Below are 15304 nucleotides of genomic sequence, written 5' to 3' on the forward strand. Positions count from 1 at the left end.
CATCAGTGTTTTTTTAGAAGGTTTCCCCTCGCGCCGCCTTCTCCAGCAACAACGCCGGCGGCGAGAAACGTTCGCCGTACTGCTCCGTCAGGTACTGAGCACGGGCGATGAAGTCGGCCAGGCCGTACTGGTTGATGAACTGCAAGGCACCACCGCTCCAGGCCGCAAAACCGATCCCGAACACCGAACCGATGTTGGCGTCGGCGGTGGAGCGCAATACGCCCTCCTCCACACAGCGCACGGTCTCGATGGCCTGGATGAACAGCAGACGATCGCGCACATCCTGGGGTGAAATCTGTGCCCCGGCTTTTTCGAAGCGCGCCTTGAGCTCCGGCCACAGATGTTTCTTGCCCTCTTGCGGGTAGTCGTAAAAACCGCCACCGGCGGCCTTGCCGGGACGCTGGTACTCGTTGAGCATCAAGTCGATCACCGCGAATGCCGGATGCTCGGGCGCCGTCTTGCCTTCGGCAGCCAGGTCACTGACTGCCTGCCGGCGAATATGCTCCATCAGGCTCATCGACACTTCATCGGAGATCGCCAGCGGACCGACCGGCATGCCCGCCTGACGGGCCTGGTTTTCGATCATTGCCGCCGACACACCCTCGCCGAGCATGGCAATGCCTTCATTGGTAAAGGTGCCGAACACCCGCGAGGTGAAAAAGCCGCGACTGTCATGCACGACAATCGGCGTCTTGTTGATCTGCAGCACGAAGTCGAACGCCCGCGCCAGAGCTTCGTCGCTGGTTTGCTCGCCGCGAATGATCTCCACCAGCGGCATCTTGTCCACGGGACTGAAGAAATGCAGGCCGATGAATTTTTCCGGATGGCGCACGGCGCTGGCCAGGCCGGTAATCGGCAGCGTCGAGGTATTGGAGGCGATCAGCGCCTCCGGCAGTGCGCAGGCTTCGGCGGCGGCCGTGACACTGGCTTTGAGGGCGCGATCCTCGAAAACCGCCTCGATGATCAGGTCGCACTCGGCAAAATCAGCATCGTCAACGCTCGGGGTGATGCGTGCAAGGATGGCGTCGCGTTTCTCTGCACTCAGCTGGCCACGGGACACCTTCTTGTCCAGCAGGGCGGCCGAATAGGCTTTACCCTTCTCGGCGGCCGCCAGCGAGACATCCTTGAGTACCACCTCGATGCCAGCCATGGCTGACACATAGGCAATGCCGGCGCCCATCATGCCAGCCCCAAGCACGCCGACTTTTTGCGTCGCATAGGTGGGGAAACCCTGGGGCCGCGAACGGCCGGCGTTGATTTCATTGAGCTGGAACCAGAAGGTGCCGATCATGTTCTTCGCCACCTGCCCGATGACCAGCTCGGTGAAATAGCGCGCCTCGATCAGCTGCGCGGTGTCGAAGTCCACCTGAGCGCCCTCGACTGCGGCGCAGAGGATCTTTTCCGGCGCCGGGAAACAGCCCTTGGTCTTGTCACGCAACACGCTGGGCGCGACGGCCAGCATCTGCGCCACGGCGGGCGAGGATGGGGTGCCGCCGGGAATCTTGTAGCCCTTCACGTCCCACGGCTGTACGGCGACGGGATTCGCCAGGATCCACTGCCGCGCCTTAGCCAGCAACTCGTCCGGGGTGGCGGCCAGCTCATGCAGCAACCCGGCCTTGAGCGCCTCCTGCGGGCGCAGCTTCTTGCCCTCAGCCAGATACGGCAGCGCCTTCTCGATGCCCAGCAGGCGCACGGTGCGCACGATACCGCCGCCGCCCGGCAGCAGGCCGAGGGTCACTTCTGGCAGCCCGAGCTGGATACGCGCATCGTCCAAAGCGATGCGGTGATGGCAGGCCAGGCAGATTTCCCAACCACCGCCCAGCGCTGCGCCATTGATTGCAGCGACCACCGGCTTGCCGAGGGTTTCCAGCCGTCGCAGCTGGCTCTTGATGTTCAGCACCATCTGGTAGAACGCCGGCGCGTCCTCGCGGGTGACCTGGATCAGTTCATTGAGATCGCCGCCGGCAAAAAAGGTCTTCTTCGCCGAGGTCAGAATCACTCCGGCAATCGCGTCCTTCTCCTCCTCCAGGCGAGTCACCGTGCGGCCCATTGCCACACGGTAGGCGGCGTTCATGGTGTTGGCGCTCTGGCCCGGCATATCCAGGGTCAGGACGACGATGTTGTCCGGGCCTTTTTCGTAGCGAATGGCGTCAGTCATGGTTCTTTTTCTCCGCCTTAAAGTCGTTCGATGATGGTGGCGATGCCCATGCCGCCACCCACGCACAGGGTGGCCAGGCCGTAGCGCTGATTGCGCCGCTCCAACTCGTCGAGCAGGGTGCCGAGGATGATGCAACCGGTGGCGCCCAGCGGGTGGCCCATCGCAATGGACCCACCATTGACGTTGACCTTGTCCTCCGGCACGCCCATGTCCTTCATGAACTTCATCACCACTGAGGCAAAGGCTTCGTTGACTTCGAACAGGTCGATATCGCCCACCGACAGCCCAGCCTTGGCCAGCGCCTTGCGGGTGGCCGGACCCGGACCGGTGAGCATGATGGTCGGGTCGCTGCCGGTGACTGCCGTGGCGACAATGCGCCCGCGCGGCGTCAGCCCCAGCTCACGGCCCTTGGCCGCCGAGCCAATCAACATCAGCGCTGCGCCATCGACAATGCCCGAGCTGTTGCCCGGCGTATGGACATGGTTGATGCGCTCGACCTGGCTGTATTTGCGCAGCGCCGTGGCATCGAAGCCCAGCTGGCCCATCATCTCGAAGCTCGGTTTGAGGGCGCCGAGGCCTTCCAAGGTGGTTTGCGGGCGTATGAACTCATCATGATCGAGTACTACCACGCCGTTCTGGTCGATGACCGGCACCAGTGATCGGGCGAACAACCCTTCGGCGCGCGCCTGGGCGGCTTTTTGCTGGGAGCGCAGGGCGAACGCATCGACATCCTGACGGGAAAAACCTTCCAGCGTCGCAATCAGATCGGCGCCAATGCCCTGCGGCACGAACTGTGTGCTCAGGTTGGTCTCCGGGTCCAATGCCCAGGCGCCGCCATCCGAACCCATGGGCACGCGGGACATGGACTCCACGCCGCCGACCACCACCAGATCCTCAAAGCCGGAGCGTATTTTCATGGCGCCGAGATTCACCGCCTCCAGGCCCGAGGCGCAAAAGCGGTTGAGCTGCACGCCCGCAACCTGTTCGTCCCAACCGGCCACCAGAGCCGCCGTCTTTGCGATATCGGCGCCCTGATCGCCCACCGGGGTCACGCAACCCAGCACCAGGTCATCCACCTGGGCGGTATCCAGCCGGTTGCGTTGTTGCATGACGCGCAACAGCCCGGCGACCAGGTTGACTGGTTTGACGCTGTGCAGCGCGCCGTCCTGTTTGCCTTTGCCGCGCGGCGTACGCACCGCGTCGTATATCAATGCTTCGCTCATGGCCTGGTCTCTTGTCATTGTTCTGGCATCCGGAATTCCGGTTCGCCCGTTACCTTAGACCCGGCATGACTATCGGCAATGACCAATACGCTCAGCTGCGTTGACGCCTGCGCTCAGACGAATGGCGCTGCGTGGCGGCTGGCCGGGCAACCCGTCTGCCGCACGCTTTTACCACGGCTGAGAAGTCCGCGCTCTGCACCCCTGCGGGCTGAGAACCAAGGGGTCTAACAGAACGTAGAGACCCAGATAGAGTCAATCAACAAGGCCCTGCGAAGCCCAACAACAAGAAGAAGGAATAAAATCATGCACAAAGAGCCGAAGAAAATTCGCCAGGCGGGCTGGATCGTGTGTGCGGTCGCCCTGGTCCTGATCCTGCCCAATCTGACCCGGTTGTTCAGCTAAAGAGGCAGCACCGGCAGCAACCAGGCCAGCAACAGCGGCAGGAACAGAAACGCCAGCAGCGTCGAACACAGCACCAGGCTTGCCACTTCTTCCGGTGACCGATTGGCGCGCACGGCGAACAGGTAGTTGAATACCGCCACCGGCATGGCCGATTGCAGAATCATCACATTCAGGGTCAAGGGTGGCAGCTCCAGCCAGGTGCCCACCAGCCAGGCCAGCGCCGCCCCGCTGCACACCCGCAGGCCGCCCTGCAGCATGCCGTTGCCCAGATGCCGCACGCGGATCGAGGCCAGCGACACGCCGAGGGTCAGCAGCATCAGCGGGATGGTCATGCCGGCCATTAGCCCCAGGGTGTTATCCAACCATCGCGGCAATGGCACCTGGAAGATCACCACTATGAGCGCGAGCATCACGCTGAGCATGGTCGGATTAAGCAGCAGCTTGCGCGGCGAACGTTCGCCGGCCAACAGCGCGCCGAGGCTGAATTGGCTGACGCACAGCACCATGAAGAACACCACGGCCAGCGCCAGACCCTGTTCTCCAAAGGCATACAGGCTGATGGGCAGGCCCAGGTTACCGGTATTGGAAAACAGGAAGGCCGGCACCAGCACCCGCCAGTCCTGGCGCCACAACCGGCTGGCCAACCAGCCGACCACGCCCATGAGGACGGTGACCAGCACGCAACCGAGCACCATTTCGGCAAACGCCTGCGGCTCCACACGGGTGCGCGTCAGCGCGGAGAGCACCAGGCAGGGCGTGCCGACATTCAGGGTCAGCTGTGCGATAAATGCCGTGGGGAACGCCTGCCCGCTACGCGCCCAGCCATAGCCGATACCCGCGGCAATCAGCACGGGAGCCAGAATGGCAAACAACTCGGCTAGCATGACGATCTCCACTAGAAAAACCCGTGCGATGCTATCACGCTGGAGGATGCTCTAGCCGCCCCTCAAACCCTAACGGAACCGTCTACCATGCGCCATTTACTGTTTGCCGCCGTCCTCGCGTTCAGCCTGCCGGCGTTGTCCGCGGAGGTTGACCAGGAAAGCGCCTTGCGGGCACTTGAACAACCCAACGCAGTCTTGATCGATGTCCGCAGCGACGCGGAATACGCCGCCGGCGCGCTGCCCGAAGCCCGGCATATCGTGCACACCCGAATCGCCGCACAGATCGCCGACGTGGCCCCTGACAAGGACACGCCCATCGTGCTCTATTGCCGCAGCGGCAGCCGCTCATCCATTGCCCAGGACACCCTCCGCGGACTGGGGTATCACCAGGTATTCAATGCCGGCGGCTATGACGAATTGAAAACCGTGCTAGACAGTCGCGAGTAGCGCTCGTCACGAATGCGTCCTGACCAGGCGGCCGGTTCCGCCACGATGAAGACCGCAGGGCCGAGGCTGATTATTTTTTGTTGAAGGCTGCTTCCAGTGCATCGTTGATCGTGCGCAGCACCTTGACCCGGGCAAAACGCTTGTCGTTGGCCTCCACCAGCGTCCAAGGAGCGATTTCCGTGCTGGTGCGGTCGACCATGTCTTCAACTGCCTCGACATAGGCGTCCCATTTTTCACGGTTGCGCCAGTCTTCCTCGGTGATCTTGAAGCGCTTGAATGGCGTGGCTTCGCGCTCCTTGAAGCGCTGGTACTGGGTGTCCTTATCGATCGACAGCCAGAACTTCACCAGCACCACACCATGCTCCACCAGGCTTTCCTCGAAGTCGTTGATCTCGCCATAGGCCCGCAGCCAGTCGGCTTGCGCGCAGAGTCCCTCGACCCGCTCGACCAGCACCCGGCCATACCAGGAACGGTCGAAAATGGTGAATTTGCCGCGCGCCGGCACGTGACGCCAGAAGCGCCACAGGTACGGCTGGGCAAGTTCTTCGTCGGTGGGCGCGGCAATCGGCACAATGCGGTATTGGCGTGGGTCCAGGGCACCGGTCACGCGGCGGATAGCGCCGCCCTTGCCGGCCGCGTCGTTACCTTCGAAGACCGCGACCAGTGCCTGGCGGCGCATGCGCTTGTCGCGCATCAAATGCGCCAGCCGTGCCTGCTCGGTCGCCAGCTGCGCCTTGTAGTGGTCTTTGCTTAGCACCTGGGTCAGATCCAAGCTGTTGAGCAGGCTGCGATTGTCCGGACTGGCCACCAAGGGCGCGGCATGAGGTGCCGGCGTGGCACCCCGGCCCGACTGCAGCGCCGCCTGCAACCCCTGGAGCAGAATGCGCCCGGTGGTCAGGCTGCGATAGTACGGATCCACCCCTTCAATCACATACCAGGGTGCGTAATCGCGGCTGCTGCGGCGCAAGATTCGTTCGCCATGATGAACGAAACGGTCATAGGTTTTCGACTGTTGCCAATCCAGCGGACTGAGACGCCAATTGTGCAGAGGATCATCGGCCAAGCTTTTCAGGCGAGCCTGCATGTGGTGCCTGGACAGGTGAAACCAGAACTTGAAGACCAGCGCGCCTTCATCGCACAGCATGCGCTCCAGGCGCAGGGCGCGATTGATGGACTGATCCAGCTGGGCATCCTTGGTCCGTCCGTTGACCCGGTTCTGCAGCATCTGGCTGTACCAATTGCCGAAGAACACCCCGATCCGGCCTTTTGCCGGCAGCTGCCGCCAGTACCGCCACTCCGGCGGGTGCGCCAGCTCTTCATCGGTCTGGAGGTCGAAGGTTTCTACTCGAATCAGGCGCGGGTCCATCCACTCGTTGAGCAGTTTGACCGTTTCGCCCTTGCCGGCGCCTTCGATGCCATTGATCAAAATGATCACCGGAAAGCGCGCCTGCTGGCGGAGTTCATACTGGGCTTCCAGCAGCGCCTCACGCAGGGCGGGCTCGGCGGCCTCATAGGTTTTCTTGGCGATGGCGTGGCCGATTTCGGCGGATTCGAACATGGGGGCATTCCTGGACTGCAGGGCGTCAGACTAACGGAACGCGACTCCATCGACAAAACCGAAAATGCCAGCGTGGGCGTTACACTACGCGTCTCGTTTTTCCCGGTGCCTGCCATGTCCGACGCTTCAGAAGCCCACCTCGATTGGGATGATCACGGCCAACCGCTGTCGCGGCAGTTCGGCGATGTCTATTTCTCCCGCGCCAGCGGCCTGGAGGAAACCCGCTACGTGTTCCTGGCCAACAATCAGTTGCCAGAACGTTTTGCCGCCCTGCCGGTGAACGGACGACTGGTAATTGGCGAAACCGGTTTTGGTACCGGGCTGAATTTCCTCTGTACCTGGCAAGCCTTCGCGCAGCATGCCCCGAGCAGTGCCCGCCTGCATTTCGTCAGCGTCGAAAAGTATCCGCTCACACGCGACGATCTCGAGCGCGCCCTGGCCTTGTGGCCGGAGCTGCAGGTTTTCAGCGCCCAGTTGCTGGCTCAGTACGTCGGCATCCAGCCGGGTTTTCAGCGCCTGCTGTTTGACGACGGCCGGGTGGTGCTGACCCTACTGATTGGCGATGTGCATGACTGCCTGCCGCAGCTCGATGCGCGCATCGACGCCTGGTTCCTGGATGGCTTCGCGCCTGCCAAGAATCCGCAGATGTGGACGCCCGAGTTGTTCACTCAATTGGCCCGACTCTCAGCCCCCGGTGCCACACTGGCCACCTTCACCTGTGCGGGCCTGGTGCGCCGCGGCCTCAACGAGGCCGGTTTTGTCATGGCCAAGGTGCCCGGCTTTGGTCACAAGCGGGAAATGCTCGCCGGGGCGTTTCACGGCCAGGTAAACGACATTCAAAAACCCTGGTTCGCGCGTCCGCCCCGGCCGAGCGAACGCCGTGCCCTGGTGATCGGTGCTGGGCTGGCCGGCTGCGCCAGCGCCGCCAGCCTGGCGGCACGGGGCTGGCAGGTGACGGTGCTGGAGCGCCACGCCGCGCCCGCCCAGGAAGGTTCCGGCAATCCCCAGGGCGTGCTGTACCTGAAGCTGTCCGCCCACGGTACAGCGCTCTCGCAATTGGTGCTCAGCGGATTTGGCCATACCCGTCGCCTGCTGGAACGCCTCGAACGCGGCGTCGACTGGGACGCCTGCGGCGGGCTGCAACTGGCCTTCAATGCCAAGGAAGCCGAGCGCCAGGCCCAGCTCAGCGCCGTTTTTCCGCCCAGTCTGTTGCACGCTGTGGATCAGTCGGCCGCCGAACGACTGGCGGGTGTTGCCCTGCCCAGCGGCGGGCTGTTTTTCCCGGAAGCCGGCTGGGCCCATCCGCCCGCGCTGTGCCGGCTGCTGAGCAGTCATGCCAACATTCAGTTGCTTACCCACCATGACGCCTTGAGCTTGCAGCGCGAGAACGGCGAATGGCGGGCGCTGGGCGCTGACGGCGTGCTGGCCAGCGCACCAGTGCTGATCCTGGCCAACGCCGCCGATGCCAAAGCCTTCGCCCAGACCGCCGAACTGCCGCTCAAGCGCATTCGCGGACAGATCAGTTGCCTGCCCGCTACCGACGCCAGCCGGGAGCTGAGCACCGTGGTGTGCGCCGACGGCTATGTGGCCCCGCCGCGCGCCGGTGAACACACCCTGGGCGCAAGTTTCGACCTGAAGAACCAGCATCAGGGCGTCACCCCGGAAGAACACCAGAGCAACCTCGAGCTGTTGCGAGGGATCTCCGAGGATCTAGGCCAGCGCTTGCACATCGATCAGCTCGATCCCGCGCAGATGCAAGGGCGGTCCGCCTACCGCTGCACCAGTTCCGACTACCTGCCGCTGGTGGGACCGCTGGCCGACAGCAGGGCATTCGCTGAGGTCTATGCCGCGCTTGGCAAGGATGCCCGGCAAACGCCCGATCTGCCCTGTCCCTGGCTTGATGGCCTGTATCTCAATCTTGCCCACGGCTCGCGCGGTGTGGTCACCGTGCCCTTGTCCGGAGAATTGCTCGCTGCCTGGCTGGAAGACGAGCCGTTGCCGCTGCCGCGCGCGGTGGCCGAAGCCTGCCATCCCAATCGCTTCGCGCTGCGCCAACTGATTCGCGGCCAGGACTGAACACGCCATGGAATGGATGATCATCGAGGGATTAGGCATCGGCCTGATCCTCGGCCTGCTGTTGGGGCTCACCGGCGCGGGCGGCTCGCTGGTCGCCCTGCCGCTGCTGCTCAGCCTGCAACTGCCGTTGCGCGACGCCATCGGCGTCAGCCTGGGCGCCGTGGCCATGTCCGCGCTGATTGGCGCGATTCCCCGTGCCCGCCTTGGCCAGGTGGCTTGGCGCCCAGTGCTGTTGCTGGCGATCTGTGGCCTACCGGGCAACGCCATCGGCCAGTGGCTGGGTCGCCACCTTCCGGAAAACGTCCTGATCGTCTGCTTCTGCGTACTAGTGCTCTGGTCGGCCCGGCGCATGTGGCGGGGTGCCGGCCTGGATCGACAGGCTGTGACTCACACCCGGCCTGCTGCGTTGCTGTTGGTCGGTCTGGCCGTAGGTGTGCTGTCCGGACTGATGGGGGTCGGCGGGGGGTTCCTGATCGTCCCCGCTCTGCTCTGGTTTACCTCGTTGTCGCTGCTCAGCGCCATGGCTACGTCCATGGCAGTCATCGCGCTGGTCAGCGGCGGTGGTTTTCTCCTTTACCTCACCGATGCTCACCCACCGCTGTTGTTGCTCGGCGGCCTGGCCGCCGGTGGTGCCAGCGGGGTGCTGACCGGCAACCTGTTGGCGCAGCGGCTCAACAGCCAGATCCTGCAACGCCTGTTTGCCTTGATGCTGGTGATCGTGAGCATCTCCCTGGCAGTGCAAAAGTTAAGCACGGCGACCTGAGGCTTCCCCTCTCCAACTAGACCAAAGGCCATCATGAGTCCGATAAAGGTTGTGAAGCGAATTGGCGCTGCATTATTGTGCCCACGGCCTCGACCTTGATCGCAGGCTCTGCCTCGCCCCCTCAGGCAATTCAGGCGGCTGCAGCGGCCCTCACCGCCGTCCGCCGCGCCGACTGAGAGGGCATTCACACTCTTGGGGAAAACTGTTCATGAATCGACGCCACCTGCTCGGTGCAACCACCGCGCTCTTGATGGCACTCGGCCTAACCGCGTGCAAAGACGAACCCACCCAGAGCGCCGCACAAACTGCCGCTGCACCGGTCGAGACCGTGCACTGGAAAATGGTCACCACCTGGCCAAAGAACTACCCGGCCCTGGGTACCGGCGCCGATGACTTCGCCAAGCGCGTCAACCGCATGAGCAATGGCCGCCTGAATATCAAGGTGTACGCCGCCGGTGAACTGGTACCGGCCATGGAAGTCTTCGACGCGGTCTCCCGTGGCACTGCGCAGATGGGCCACGGTCCTTCCTACTACTGGAAAGGCAAGGTACCAGCCGCGCAATTCTTCACCTCGGTGCCCTTCGGCCTGGCCACCCATGAATTCCATTCCTGGCTGAGCTTTGCCGGCGGTATGCAGTTGTGGGAGGAAGCCTACGCCCCGCACGGCGTGAAGCCGCTGCTTGGCGGCAACTCCGGCATGCAGATGGGCGGTTGGTTCAACAAGGAAATCAACAGCGTCAATGATCTCAAGGGTCTGAAGATTCGCATGCCCGGCCTGGGCGGTGAAGTGATCGGCAGCATCGGCGCCACCCCGGTCATCGTCCCCGGCAGCGAAGTGTTTACCGCGCTGCAGACCGGCATGATCGACGCCACTGACTGGGTCAGCCCGTACAACGACCTGGCGTCCGGCATCCACAAGGCCGCCAAGTACTATTACTACCCGAGCTGGGCGGAACCGCAGGCGGCCATTGAGCTACTGGTCAACAAGGAAGCCTGGGACGCGCTGCCCGACGATCTGCACGCGATTCTCGAGGAAGCCGCCCGCGGCTCGGTGCAGTTGATGCTCGACGAATACGTCTATCACAACGCCAAAGCACTGCAGGAACTGCAAAAGCAGGGCGTACTGCTGAAGAAATTCCCCGATGAGGTCATCGCTGCCCTGCGTGAGCAGTCCGAGGTGGTGATGGATCAGTTCGCCCAGACCAGCGACCTCAATCAGCGCATCTGGACGTCCATGAAGGCGTTCCGTGAAGAAGTCGGCCCGATGAGCGACGTCACCGACAAGCAAATCTACAACTGGCGTTAATCCTCGCGGCCTCACTGCCGCAACGGTAGGGAGGCCGGCAACGCCGGGATTCAACGTTTCCGTTCGTTATGCCCCAGGTCGCGCGCCGGATCGATACGGTCGCGCACCCGCTGCTTGAGCACCTTGGCTTCCGGAAAGCCGCCGTCTGCCTTGCGCTCCCAGATCTGCTCGCCGTCACAGGTAATGCGAAAGACCCCGCCGCTCGCCGGCTCCAGACTCACCCTGCCCAGATCTTCGGCAAAGGTACTGAGCAGCTCCTGCGCCAACCAGGCGGCCCGCAACAGCCATTGGCATTGCGTGCAATAAGTAATGACGATTTCGGCTTTGTGTTGCTGCATACAGCGCTCTGAATAAAAAATCGGGGCCCCTATAATAGCCAGCCCTCCCCTTCGGCGTTTGCGGATGTGTCCATGCGTCGCATGCTGTTTTGTCTGTTGTTGATCCTTTCCCTGTGTATTCCACGTGTGCAAGCCGCCGAGAAAATCGGCCTGGTCCTGTCCGGCGGTGCGGCGCGCGGCCTTGCCCATATCGGTGTGCTCAAGGCCCTCGAAGAACAAGGCGTGCCGATTCATGCCATCGCGGGCACCAGCATGGGCGCGGTTATCGGCGGCTTGTATGCATCCGGCTATCGCGCGGAGGAAATCGAAGCGCTGGCCCTGCGCATGGACTGGCAGCAGGTATTGTCCGACTCACCGCCGCGCAAGGACATCCCGTTCCGGCGCAAGCAGGACGATCGCGACTTTCTCGTTCAGCAGCAACTGAGCTTCCGCGACGACGGCAGCCTGGGCCTGCCGCTGGGCGTGATCCAGGGTCAGAACCTGGCCCTGTGGCTGGAAAGTCTGCTGGTCAACAGCAGCGACACCCGTGATTTCGACCAACTGCCGATTCCCTTTCGCGCCGTGGCTACCGATATCGCCAGCGGCGAGAAGATCGTGTTCAACACCGGACATCTGCCCCTGGCGATCCGTGCCAGCATGTCAATTCCCGCCGTCTTCGCGCCGGTCGAGGTTGACGGCCGGCTGCTGGTCGACGGCGGCATGGTGGACAACATTCCCATCGACGTGGCCAGAAGCATGGGCGTCGATCGGGTCATCGTCGTTGATATCGGCACGCCGCTTATGGAGCGCAAGGACTTGCTCACCGTGGTCGACGTACTCAACCAATCGACCACGCTGATGACCCGCAGCAATTCCGAAGTCCAGCTCGCCACGCTGAAAGCCGACGACATCCTCGTGCAACCGGAACTGAGTGGCTATGGTTCCACCGATTTCGGCCTTGTTTCACCCCTGATCGCCGCCGGCTATCAGGCCACGCAACGCCTCGCCACACGCCTGGCAGCCCTTGTTCCTCCCATGGCGCCCGCCGCGAGCATTGCCGCCCGCCAGGCAGCCGAAGACCGCAGCCCGCTGATCACCGCCGTCCATATCGAAAACACCTCCAAGGTCGACAATCAGGTGATTCGCCGGCACATCCGCCAGCCGGTGGGTCAGCCACTGGATCTGCAACGCTTGCAGGTCGACATGGGTACGCTCTACGGCCTCGATTATTTCGAGCAGGTGCAGTACCGCGTGGTGCGTCACCGGCACCTGGAGAACACGCTGGTGATCAGCGCGCGGGGCAAGCGCGCCGGCACCGATTACCTACGCCTGGGTATCAACCTGTCGGATGATTTCCGCGGTGACAGTGCGTTCAACATCGGCGCCAGTTACCGGGTCAATGGCATCAACCGCCTGGGTGCCGAATGGCTGACGCGCGTTCAACTGGGTGATCATCAGGATCTGTACAGCGAGTTCTATCAGCCCCTGGATGCCGGTTCACGTTACTTTGTTGCGCCCTATCTGCAAGCCACCGCGCAGAATATCGAGTCGATCCTCGACCGTGACCCGATCGCTGAATACCGCCTGGAGCGCTATGGCCTGGGTTTCAATGTGGGTCGGCAGATCGGCAACTCCGGCGAAATCCGCCTGGGCGTTGGCCAGAATTGGGGCGAGGCCAATGTCAGAATCGGCGATCAGGACCTGCCCAGCTTCAGCTTCAACGAGGCTTACACCGAGCTGCGTTACTCCTTCGATACGCTGGACAGCCTCGACTTTCCCCATTCCGGCGAAGACCTCAGCCTGGTCCTGCGCCATCACGAGCCGCAACTGGGCGGCGACCTGCGCTATCGGCAATGGCAACTCAACGCCACCAAAGCGCTCAGCCATGGCGCGCATACCCTGCTCATCGGCGGTCGCTACGCGCGTACCCTCGACGATGCCGAGGTGGTGACCTCGAGCTTCCTGCTCGGCGGTCCGCAGCAATTGTCTGGCTTCAGCCAAGGCGCCATCTCCGGGCAGAACATCGGCCTGGGCCGGCTGGTGTATTACCGGCGCATGACCCAACAGGCATTTCTGCCCCTGGATTTTCCGGTCTACCTGGGAGCGTCACTGGAACGAGGCCGCGCCTGGAACCGCGACAACGACTTCGACAGCGGCGTGATCACGGCCGCCAGCCTGTTCCTCGGCTACGAAACCCCGCTCGGCCCGCTGAACCTGGGCTATGGCTTCAACGATGAAGATGAGCAGGCGCTGTATTTCAACCTGGGTAGCAGCTTTTAACCAAAGCCGCAGGTCGCGAGCTCATGACGTCTGGCTCTGCACACGCATACCCCACGCAGCGACTGTCGCCAGCAGGAAAATCGCGGCGCTCAGCCAGAAGGTGTGCTGGAAGGCCAGCACATCACCGACCGATGCGCTGCGCCACTCGAGAAAGTAGGTCAGCAGGTTCACGCCGAACGCACCGCCGAGCTGGCGGATGAAGGTGATCGCCCCCGCCCCGGAGGCCAACTCGTCCGCCGGCAAGCCGCTCAGCGAGCCACTGGTCAAGGCTGGCAGCAGCAGGCCCAGTCCGCCGCGCCCGATACTCGCCCACAGACAGAATGCAAAGAATGAAGCCGTGCTGGGCAACAGGCCGAACACCAGCGATGACAGGGCACAGATCGCCAGACCAGCCACCATGATCCAAGCCACCTGCCAGCGGTCACACAACCAGCCACTGAGGTACGAGGCTGCCCCTAACGCCAGGCCAGCGGGCAACAGCAGCATGCCGGCTTGTCCGGCGCTGTAACCCTCGATGGTCTGCAAAAACAGCGGGATCAAGTAGATCATCCCGTACAGTCCCATGCCGATTACCGCTGCCACCCAGCTGGCCTTGCGAAACGCGGCATGCCGCCACAGTGCGAAATTCAGTAAAGGCTGTGCATGGACCTGGCTGCGCCGCACAAACCAGGTCGCGGCGAGCACGCCGAGCAGACCGGCCGCATAGGCGCGTGGACTGCCCCAGCCCAAGCGCTGGGCTTCGGCCAAGGCCAGCAGCAAGGCGAACAGCGCCAGGTTGAGCAGGACGAAACCCCACAGATCCAGCTTGGATACGCCCGGCTGGCGATCGCTGGGTAACAGGCGGGCGCTCAGCAATACCACAGCACACAATGGCAACGGCAGCCAGAACACGGCCAGCCAGCCAAAGTGATCCACCAGATAGCCGCCCAGGCTCGGCCCCAGGCTGGGCGCCACCGTCACGCCAAGGGCGTATATCCCCAAGGCTTTGCCGCGCCCGCCGCTGCTGAACACCCGAAAAATCAGCACCGTGGCCAGGGGCTGGATAATCCCGGCGCAGAACCCTTGCACGATGCGCAAGGCAATCAACTCCCAGCCCTGTGTCGCCAGCGGCGCCAATAAGGTGGTGAAGATGAACAGCCATAACGCATATTGGGTAGTGCGCCGCGCGCTCAGACGCGACTGTGCCCAGGCGGCCAGCAGCAGCCCCGAAGTCATTGATGCGAGAAAACCTGTAGACAGCCATTGCACCATAGGACGCCCCATGGCGAACTCGTCCATGATCGCCAGCAGCGCGACAAAGATCGTGGTGGTGGACAACACCATGGCGATGGTGCCGAGCATCAGCACAACCAGCATCCACTGGGGATAGCGCGGCCCGAAGCGGGCGCACAAATCATCCAGTGTCTCAGCCATCACAGCGCTTCGAGATTGGCCAGAATCCGCGCGTGGACACGCTTGCAATGCTCCAGGTCGGCAGGCGCGATGCCGGCGAGCAATTGACCACGCAGCTGGTCGGCGATGGTGCGAATCGTATCGATCAACGGATGCGCCTGTTCACAGAGCATGACGTTCTTGGCGCGTCGATCATTGGGGACTTCCTGACGGCGTACCAGCCCCTGCGCTTCCAGGCTATCCAGCAACCGAGCCAGGGTGGGGCCTTCCACACCGACGCTTTGCGCCAGTTGCCGCTGGGTAGGAGGTTCGGGAAAGCGTGACAGGTGCAGCAAGACCAGCCAGCGTGCCTGGGACAAACCCAGTTCGGCCAGGCGGCGGTCCAACTCAGCTCGCCAAGAGCGTGACAACTGGGTCAACTGCATGGCGAAGAGATGTTGATCAAACTCGTTCATGGACTGTTCTTGTAAGAGCTAATCATTAGGCGGCTAATCATAA

General features: G+C 62.9%; 12 protein-coding genes. 5 read left to right on the forward strand and 7 right to left on the reverse strand.

Translation table 11 applies throughout. From position 1 onward, the window contains the following. Positions 1 to 13 precede the first annotated feature (13 nt). From ACTV8E_RS15785 to ACTV8E_RS15795, 3 genes are all read right to left on the reverse strand, one after another. Positions 14 to 2158, reverse strand: a complete 2145-nt coding sequence (locus ACTV8E_RS15785) for a 3-hydroxyacyl-CoA dehydrogenase NAD-binding domain-containing protein (RefSeq protein ID WP_443200130.1) — start codon at positions 2156 to 2158, stop codon at positions 14 to 16. Between the two features lie 17 nt (positions 2159 to 2175). Next, entirely contained in the window at positions 2176 to 3381 is a 1206-nt protein-coding gene (locus ACTV8E_RS15790) for an acetyl-CoA C-acetyltransferase (RefSeq protein ID WP_443200131.1), read from the reverse strand. A 398-nt stretch (positions 3382 to 3779) separates the two neighbouring features. After that, positions 3780 to 4667 carry an AEC family transporter gene (locus ACTV8E_RS15795; RefSeq protein WP_443200132.1) on the reverse strand — a complete coding sequence of 296 codons (888 nt, stop codon included), beginning with the start codon at positions 4665 to 4667 and terminating at the stop codon, positions 3780 to 3782. Positions 4668 to 4754: 87 nt separating this feature from the next. Here ACTV8E_RS15795 and ACTV8E_RS15800 point away from each other — a divergent pair, with 87 nt between their 5' ends. After that, on the forward strand, positions 4755 to 5114 hold the full coding sequence (locus tag ACTV8E_RS15800; RefSeq protein ID WP_443200133.1) for a rhodanese-like domain-containing protein: 360 nt from the start codon (positions 4755 to 4757) through the stop codon (positions 5112 to 5114). Between the two features lie 70 nt (positions 5115 to 5184). Here the strand turns inward: ACTV8E_RS15800 and pap are convergent, their stop codons facing one another. Beyond that, positions 5185 to 6672 (reverse strand): polyphosphate:AMP phosphotransferase, encoded by a 1488-nt coding sequence (gene pap, locus ACTV8E_RS15805; protein WP_443200134.1) that lies wholly within the window; start codon positions 6670 to 6672, stop codon positions 5185 to 5187. A 114-nt stretch (positions 6673 to 6786) separates the two neighbouring features. Between pap and mnmC the strand changes: the two genes are divergently transcribed. The 3 genes from mnmC to ACTV8E_RS15820 all read left to right on the forward strand — a co-directional run bounded on the left by mnmC (position 6787) and on the right by ACTV8E_RS15820 (position 10817). Beyond that, on the forward strand, positions 6787 to 8748 hold the full coding sequence (mnmC, locus tag ACTV8E_RS15810) for a bifunctional tRNA (5-methylaminomethyl-2-thiouridine)(34)-methyltransferase MnmD/FAD-dependent 5-carboxymethylaminomethyl-2-thiouridine(34) oxidoreductase MnmC (RefSeq protein ID WP_443200135.1): 1962 nt from the start codon (positions 6787 to 6789) through the stop codon (positions 8746 to 8748). 7 nt (positions 8749 to 8755) lie between these two features. Next, positions 8756 to 9511: a sulfite exporter TauE/SafE family protein gene (locus ACTV8E_RS15815; protein WP_443200136.1), complete on the forward strand. Its 756-nt coding sequence runs from the start codon at positions 8756 to 8758 to the stop codon at positions 9509 to 9511. 208 nt (positions 9512 to 9719) lie between these two features. Then, entirely contained in the window at positions 9720 to 10817 is a 1098-nt protein-coding gene (locus ACTV8E_RS15820; RefSeq protein WP_443200137.1) for a TRAP transporter substrate-binding protein, read from the forward strand. Positions 10818 to 10867: 50 nt separating this feature from the next. Here the strand turns inward: ACTV8E_RS15820 and ACTV8E_RS15825 are convergent, their stop codons facing one another. After that, positions 10868 to 11155, reverse strand: a complete 288-nt coding sequence (locus tag ACTV8E_RS15825; RefSeq protein WP_273535840.1) for a SelT/SelW/SelH family protein — start codon at positions 11153 to 11155, stop codon at positions 10868 to 10870. A 72-nt stretch (positions 11156 to 11227) separates the two neighbouring features. On the opposite strand from ACTV8E_RS15825, the gene ACTV8E_RS15830 reads away from it, so the two are divergent. Beyond that, positions 11228 to 13414 carry a patatin-like phospholipase family protein gene (locus tag ACTV8E_RS15830; RefSeq protein ID WP_273535841.1) on the forward strand — a complete coding sequence of 729 codons (2187 nt, stop codon included), beginning with the start codon at positions 11228 to 11230 and terminating at the stop codon, positions 13412 to 13414. A 21-nt stretch (positions 13415 to 13435) separates the two neighbouring features. On the opposite strand, the gene ACTV8E_RS15835 is transcribed toward ACTV8E_RS15830, so the two are convergent. Continuing rightward, on the reverse strand, positions 13436 to 14827 hold the full coding sequence (locus ACTV8E_RS15835) for a DHA2 family efflux MFS transporter permease subunit (protein ID WP_443200138.1): 1392 nt from the start codon (positions 14825 to 14827) through the stop codon (positions 13436 to 13438). Next, positions 14827 to 15261, reverse strand: coding sequence for a MarR family transcriptional regulator (locus ACTV8E_RS15840; RefSeq protein WP_443200139.1), 435 nt, complete (start codon positions 15259 to 15261; stop codon positions 14827 to 14829). Before ACTV8E_RS15840 ends, ACTV8E_RS15835 begins: the two co-directional genes overlap by 1 nt. Positions 15262 to 15304 lie beyond the last annotated feature (43 nt).

Origin of the sequence: Pseudomonas sp. B392_1p (genome assembly GCF_052245235.1) — a bacterium.
GTDB classification, from domain to species: domain Bacteria; phylum Pseudomonadota; class Gammaproteobacteria; order Pseudomonadales; family Pseudomonadaceae; genus Serpens; species Serpens gallinarum.

What these genes read in the sequence shown, in the direction of transcription:
- ACTV8E_RS15785 (WP_443200130.1), bottom strand. Translation starts at nt 2,158, where the DNA reads ATGACTGACGCCATTCGCTACGAAAAAGGCCCGGACAACATCGTCGTC.
- ACTV8E_RS15790 (WP_443200131.1), bottom strand. Translation starts at nt 3,381, where the DNA reads ATGAGCGAAGCATTGATATACGACGCGGTGCGTACGCCGCGCGGCAAA.
- ACTV8E_RS15795 (WP_443200132.1), bottom strand. Translation starts at nt 4,667, where the DNA reads ATGCTAGCCGAGTTGTTTGCCATTCTGGCTCCCGTGCTGATTGCCGCG.
- ACTV8E_RS15800 (WP_443200133.1), top strand. Translation starts at nt 4,755, where the DNA reads ATGCGCCATTTACTGTTTGCCGCCGTCCTCGCGTTCAGCCTGCCGGCG.
- pap (WP_443200134.1), bottom strand. Translation starts at nt 6,672, where the DNA reads ATGTTCGAATCCGCCGAAATCGGCCACGCCATCGCCAAGAAAACCTAT.
- mnmC (WP_443200135.1), top strand. Translation starts at nt 6,787, where the DNA reads ATGTCCGACGCTTCAGAAGCCCACCTCGATTGGGATGATCACGGCCAA.
- ACTV8E_RS15815 (WP_443200136.1), top strand. Translation starts at nt 8,756, where the DNA reads ATGGAATGGATGATCATCGAGGGATTAGGCATCGGCCTGATCCTCGGC.
- ACTV8E_RS15820 (WP_443200137.1), top strand. Translation starts at nt 9,720, where the DNA reads ATGAATCGACGCCACCTGCTCGGTGCAACCACCGCGCTCTTGATGGCA.
- ACTV8E_RS15825 (WP_273535840.1), bottom strand. Translation starts at nt 11,155, where the DNA reads ATGCAGCAACACAAAGCCGAAATCGTCATTACTTATTGCACGCAATGC.
- ACTV8E_RS15830 (WP_273535841.1), top strand. Translation starts at nt 11,228, where the DNA reads ATGCGTCGCATGCTGTTTTGTCTGTTGTTGATCCTTTCCCTGTGTATT.
- ACTV8E_RS15835 (WP_443200138.1), bottom strand. Translation starts at nt 14,827, where the DNA reads ATGGCTGAGACACTGGATGATTTGTGCGCCCGCTTCGGGCCGCGCTAT.
- ACTV8E_RS15840 (WP_443200139.1), bottom strand. Translation starts at nt 15,261, where the DNA reads ATGAACGAGTTTGATCAACATCTCTTCGCCATGCAGTTGACCCAGTTG.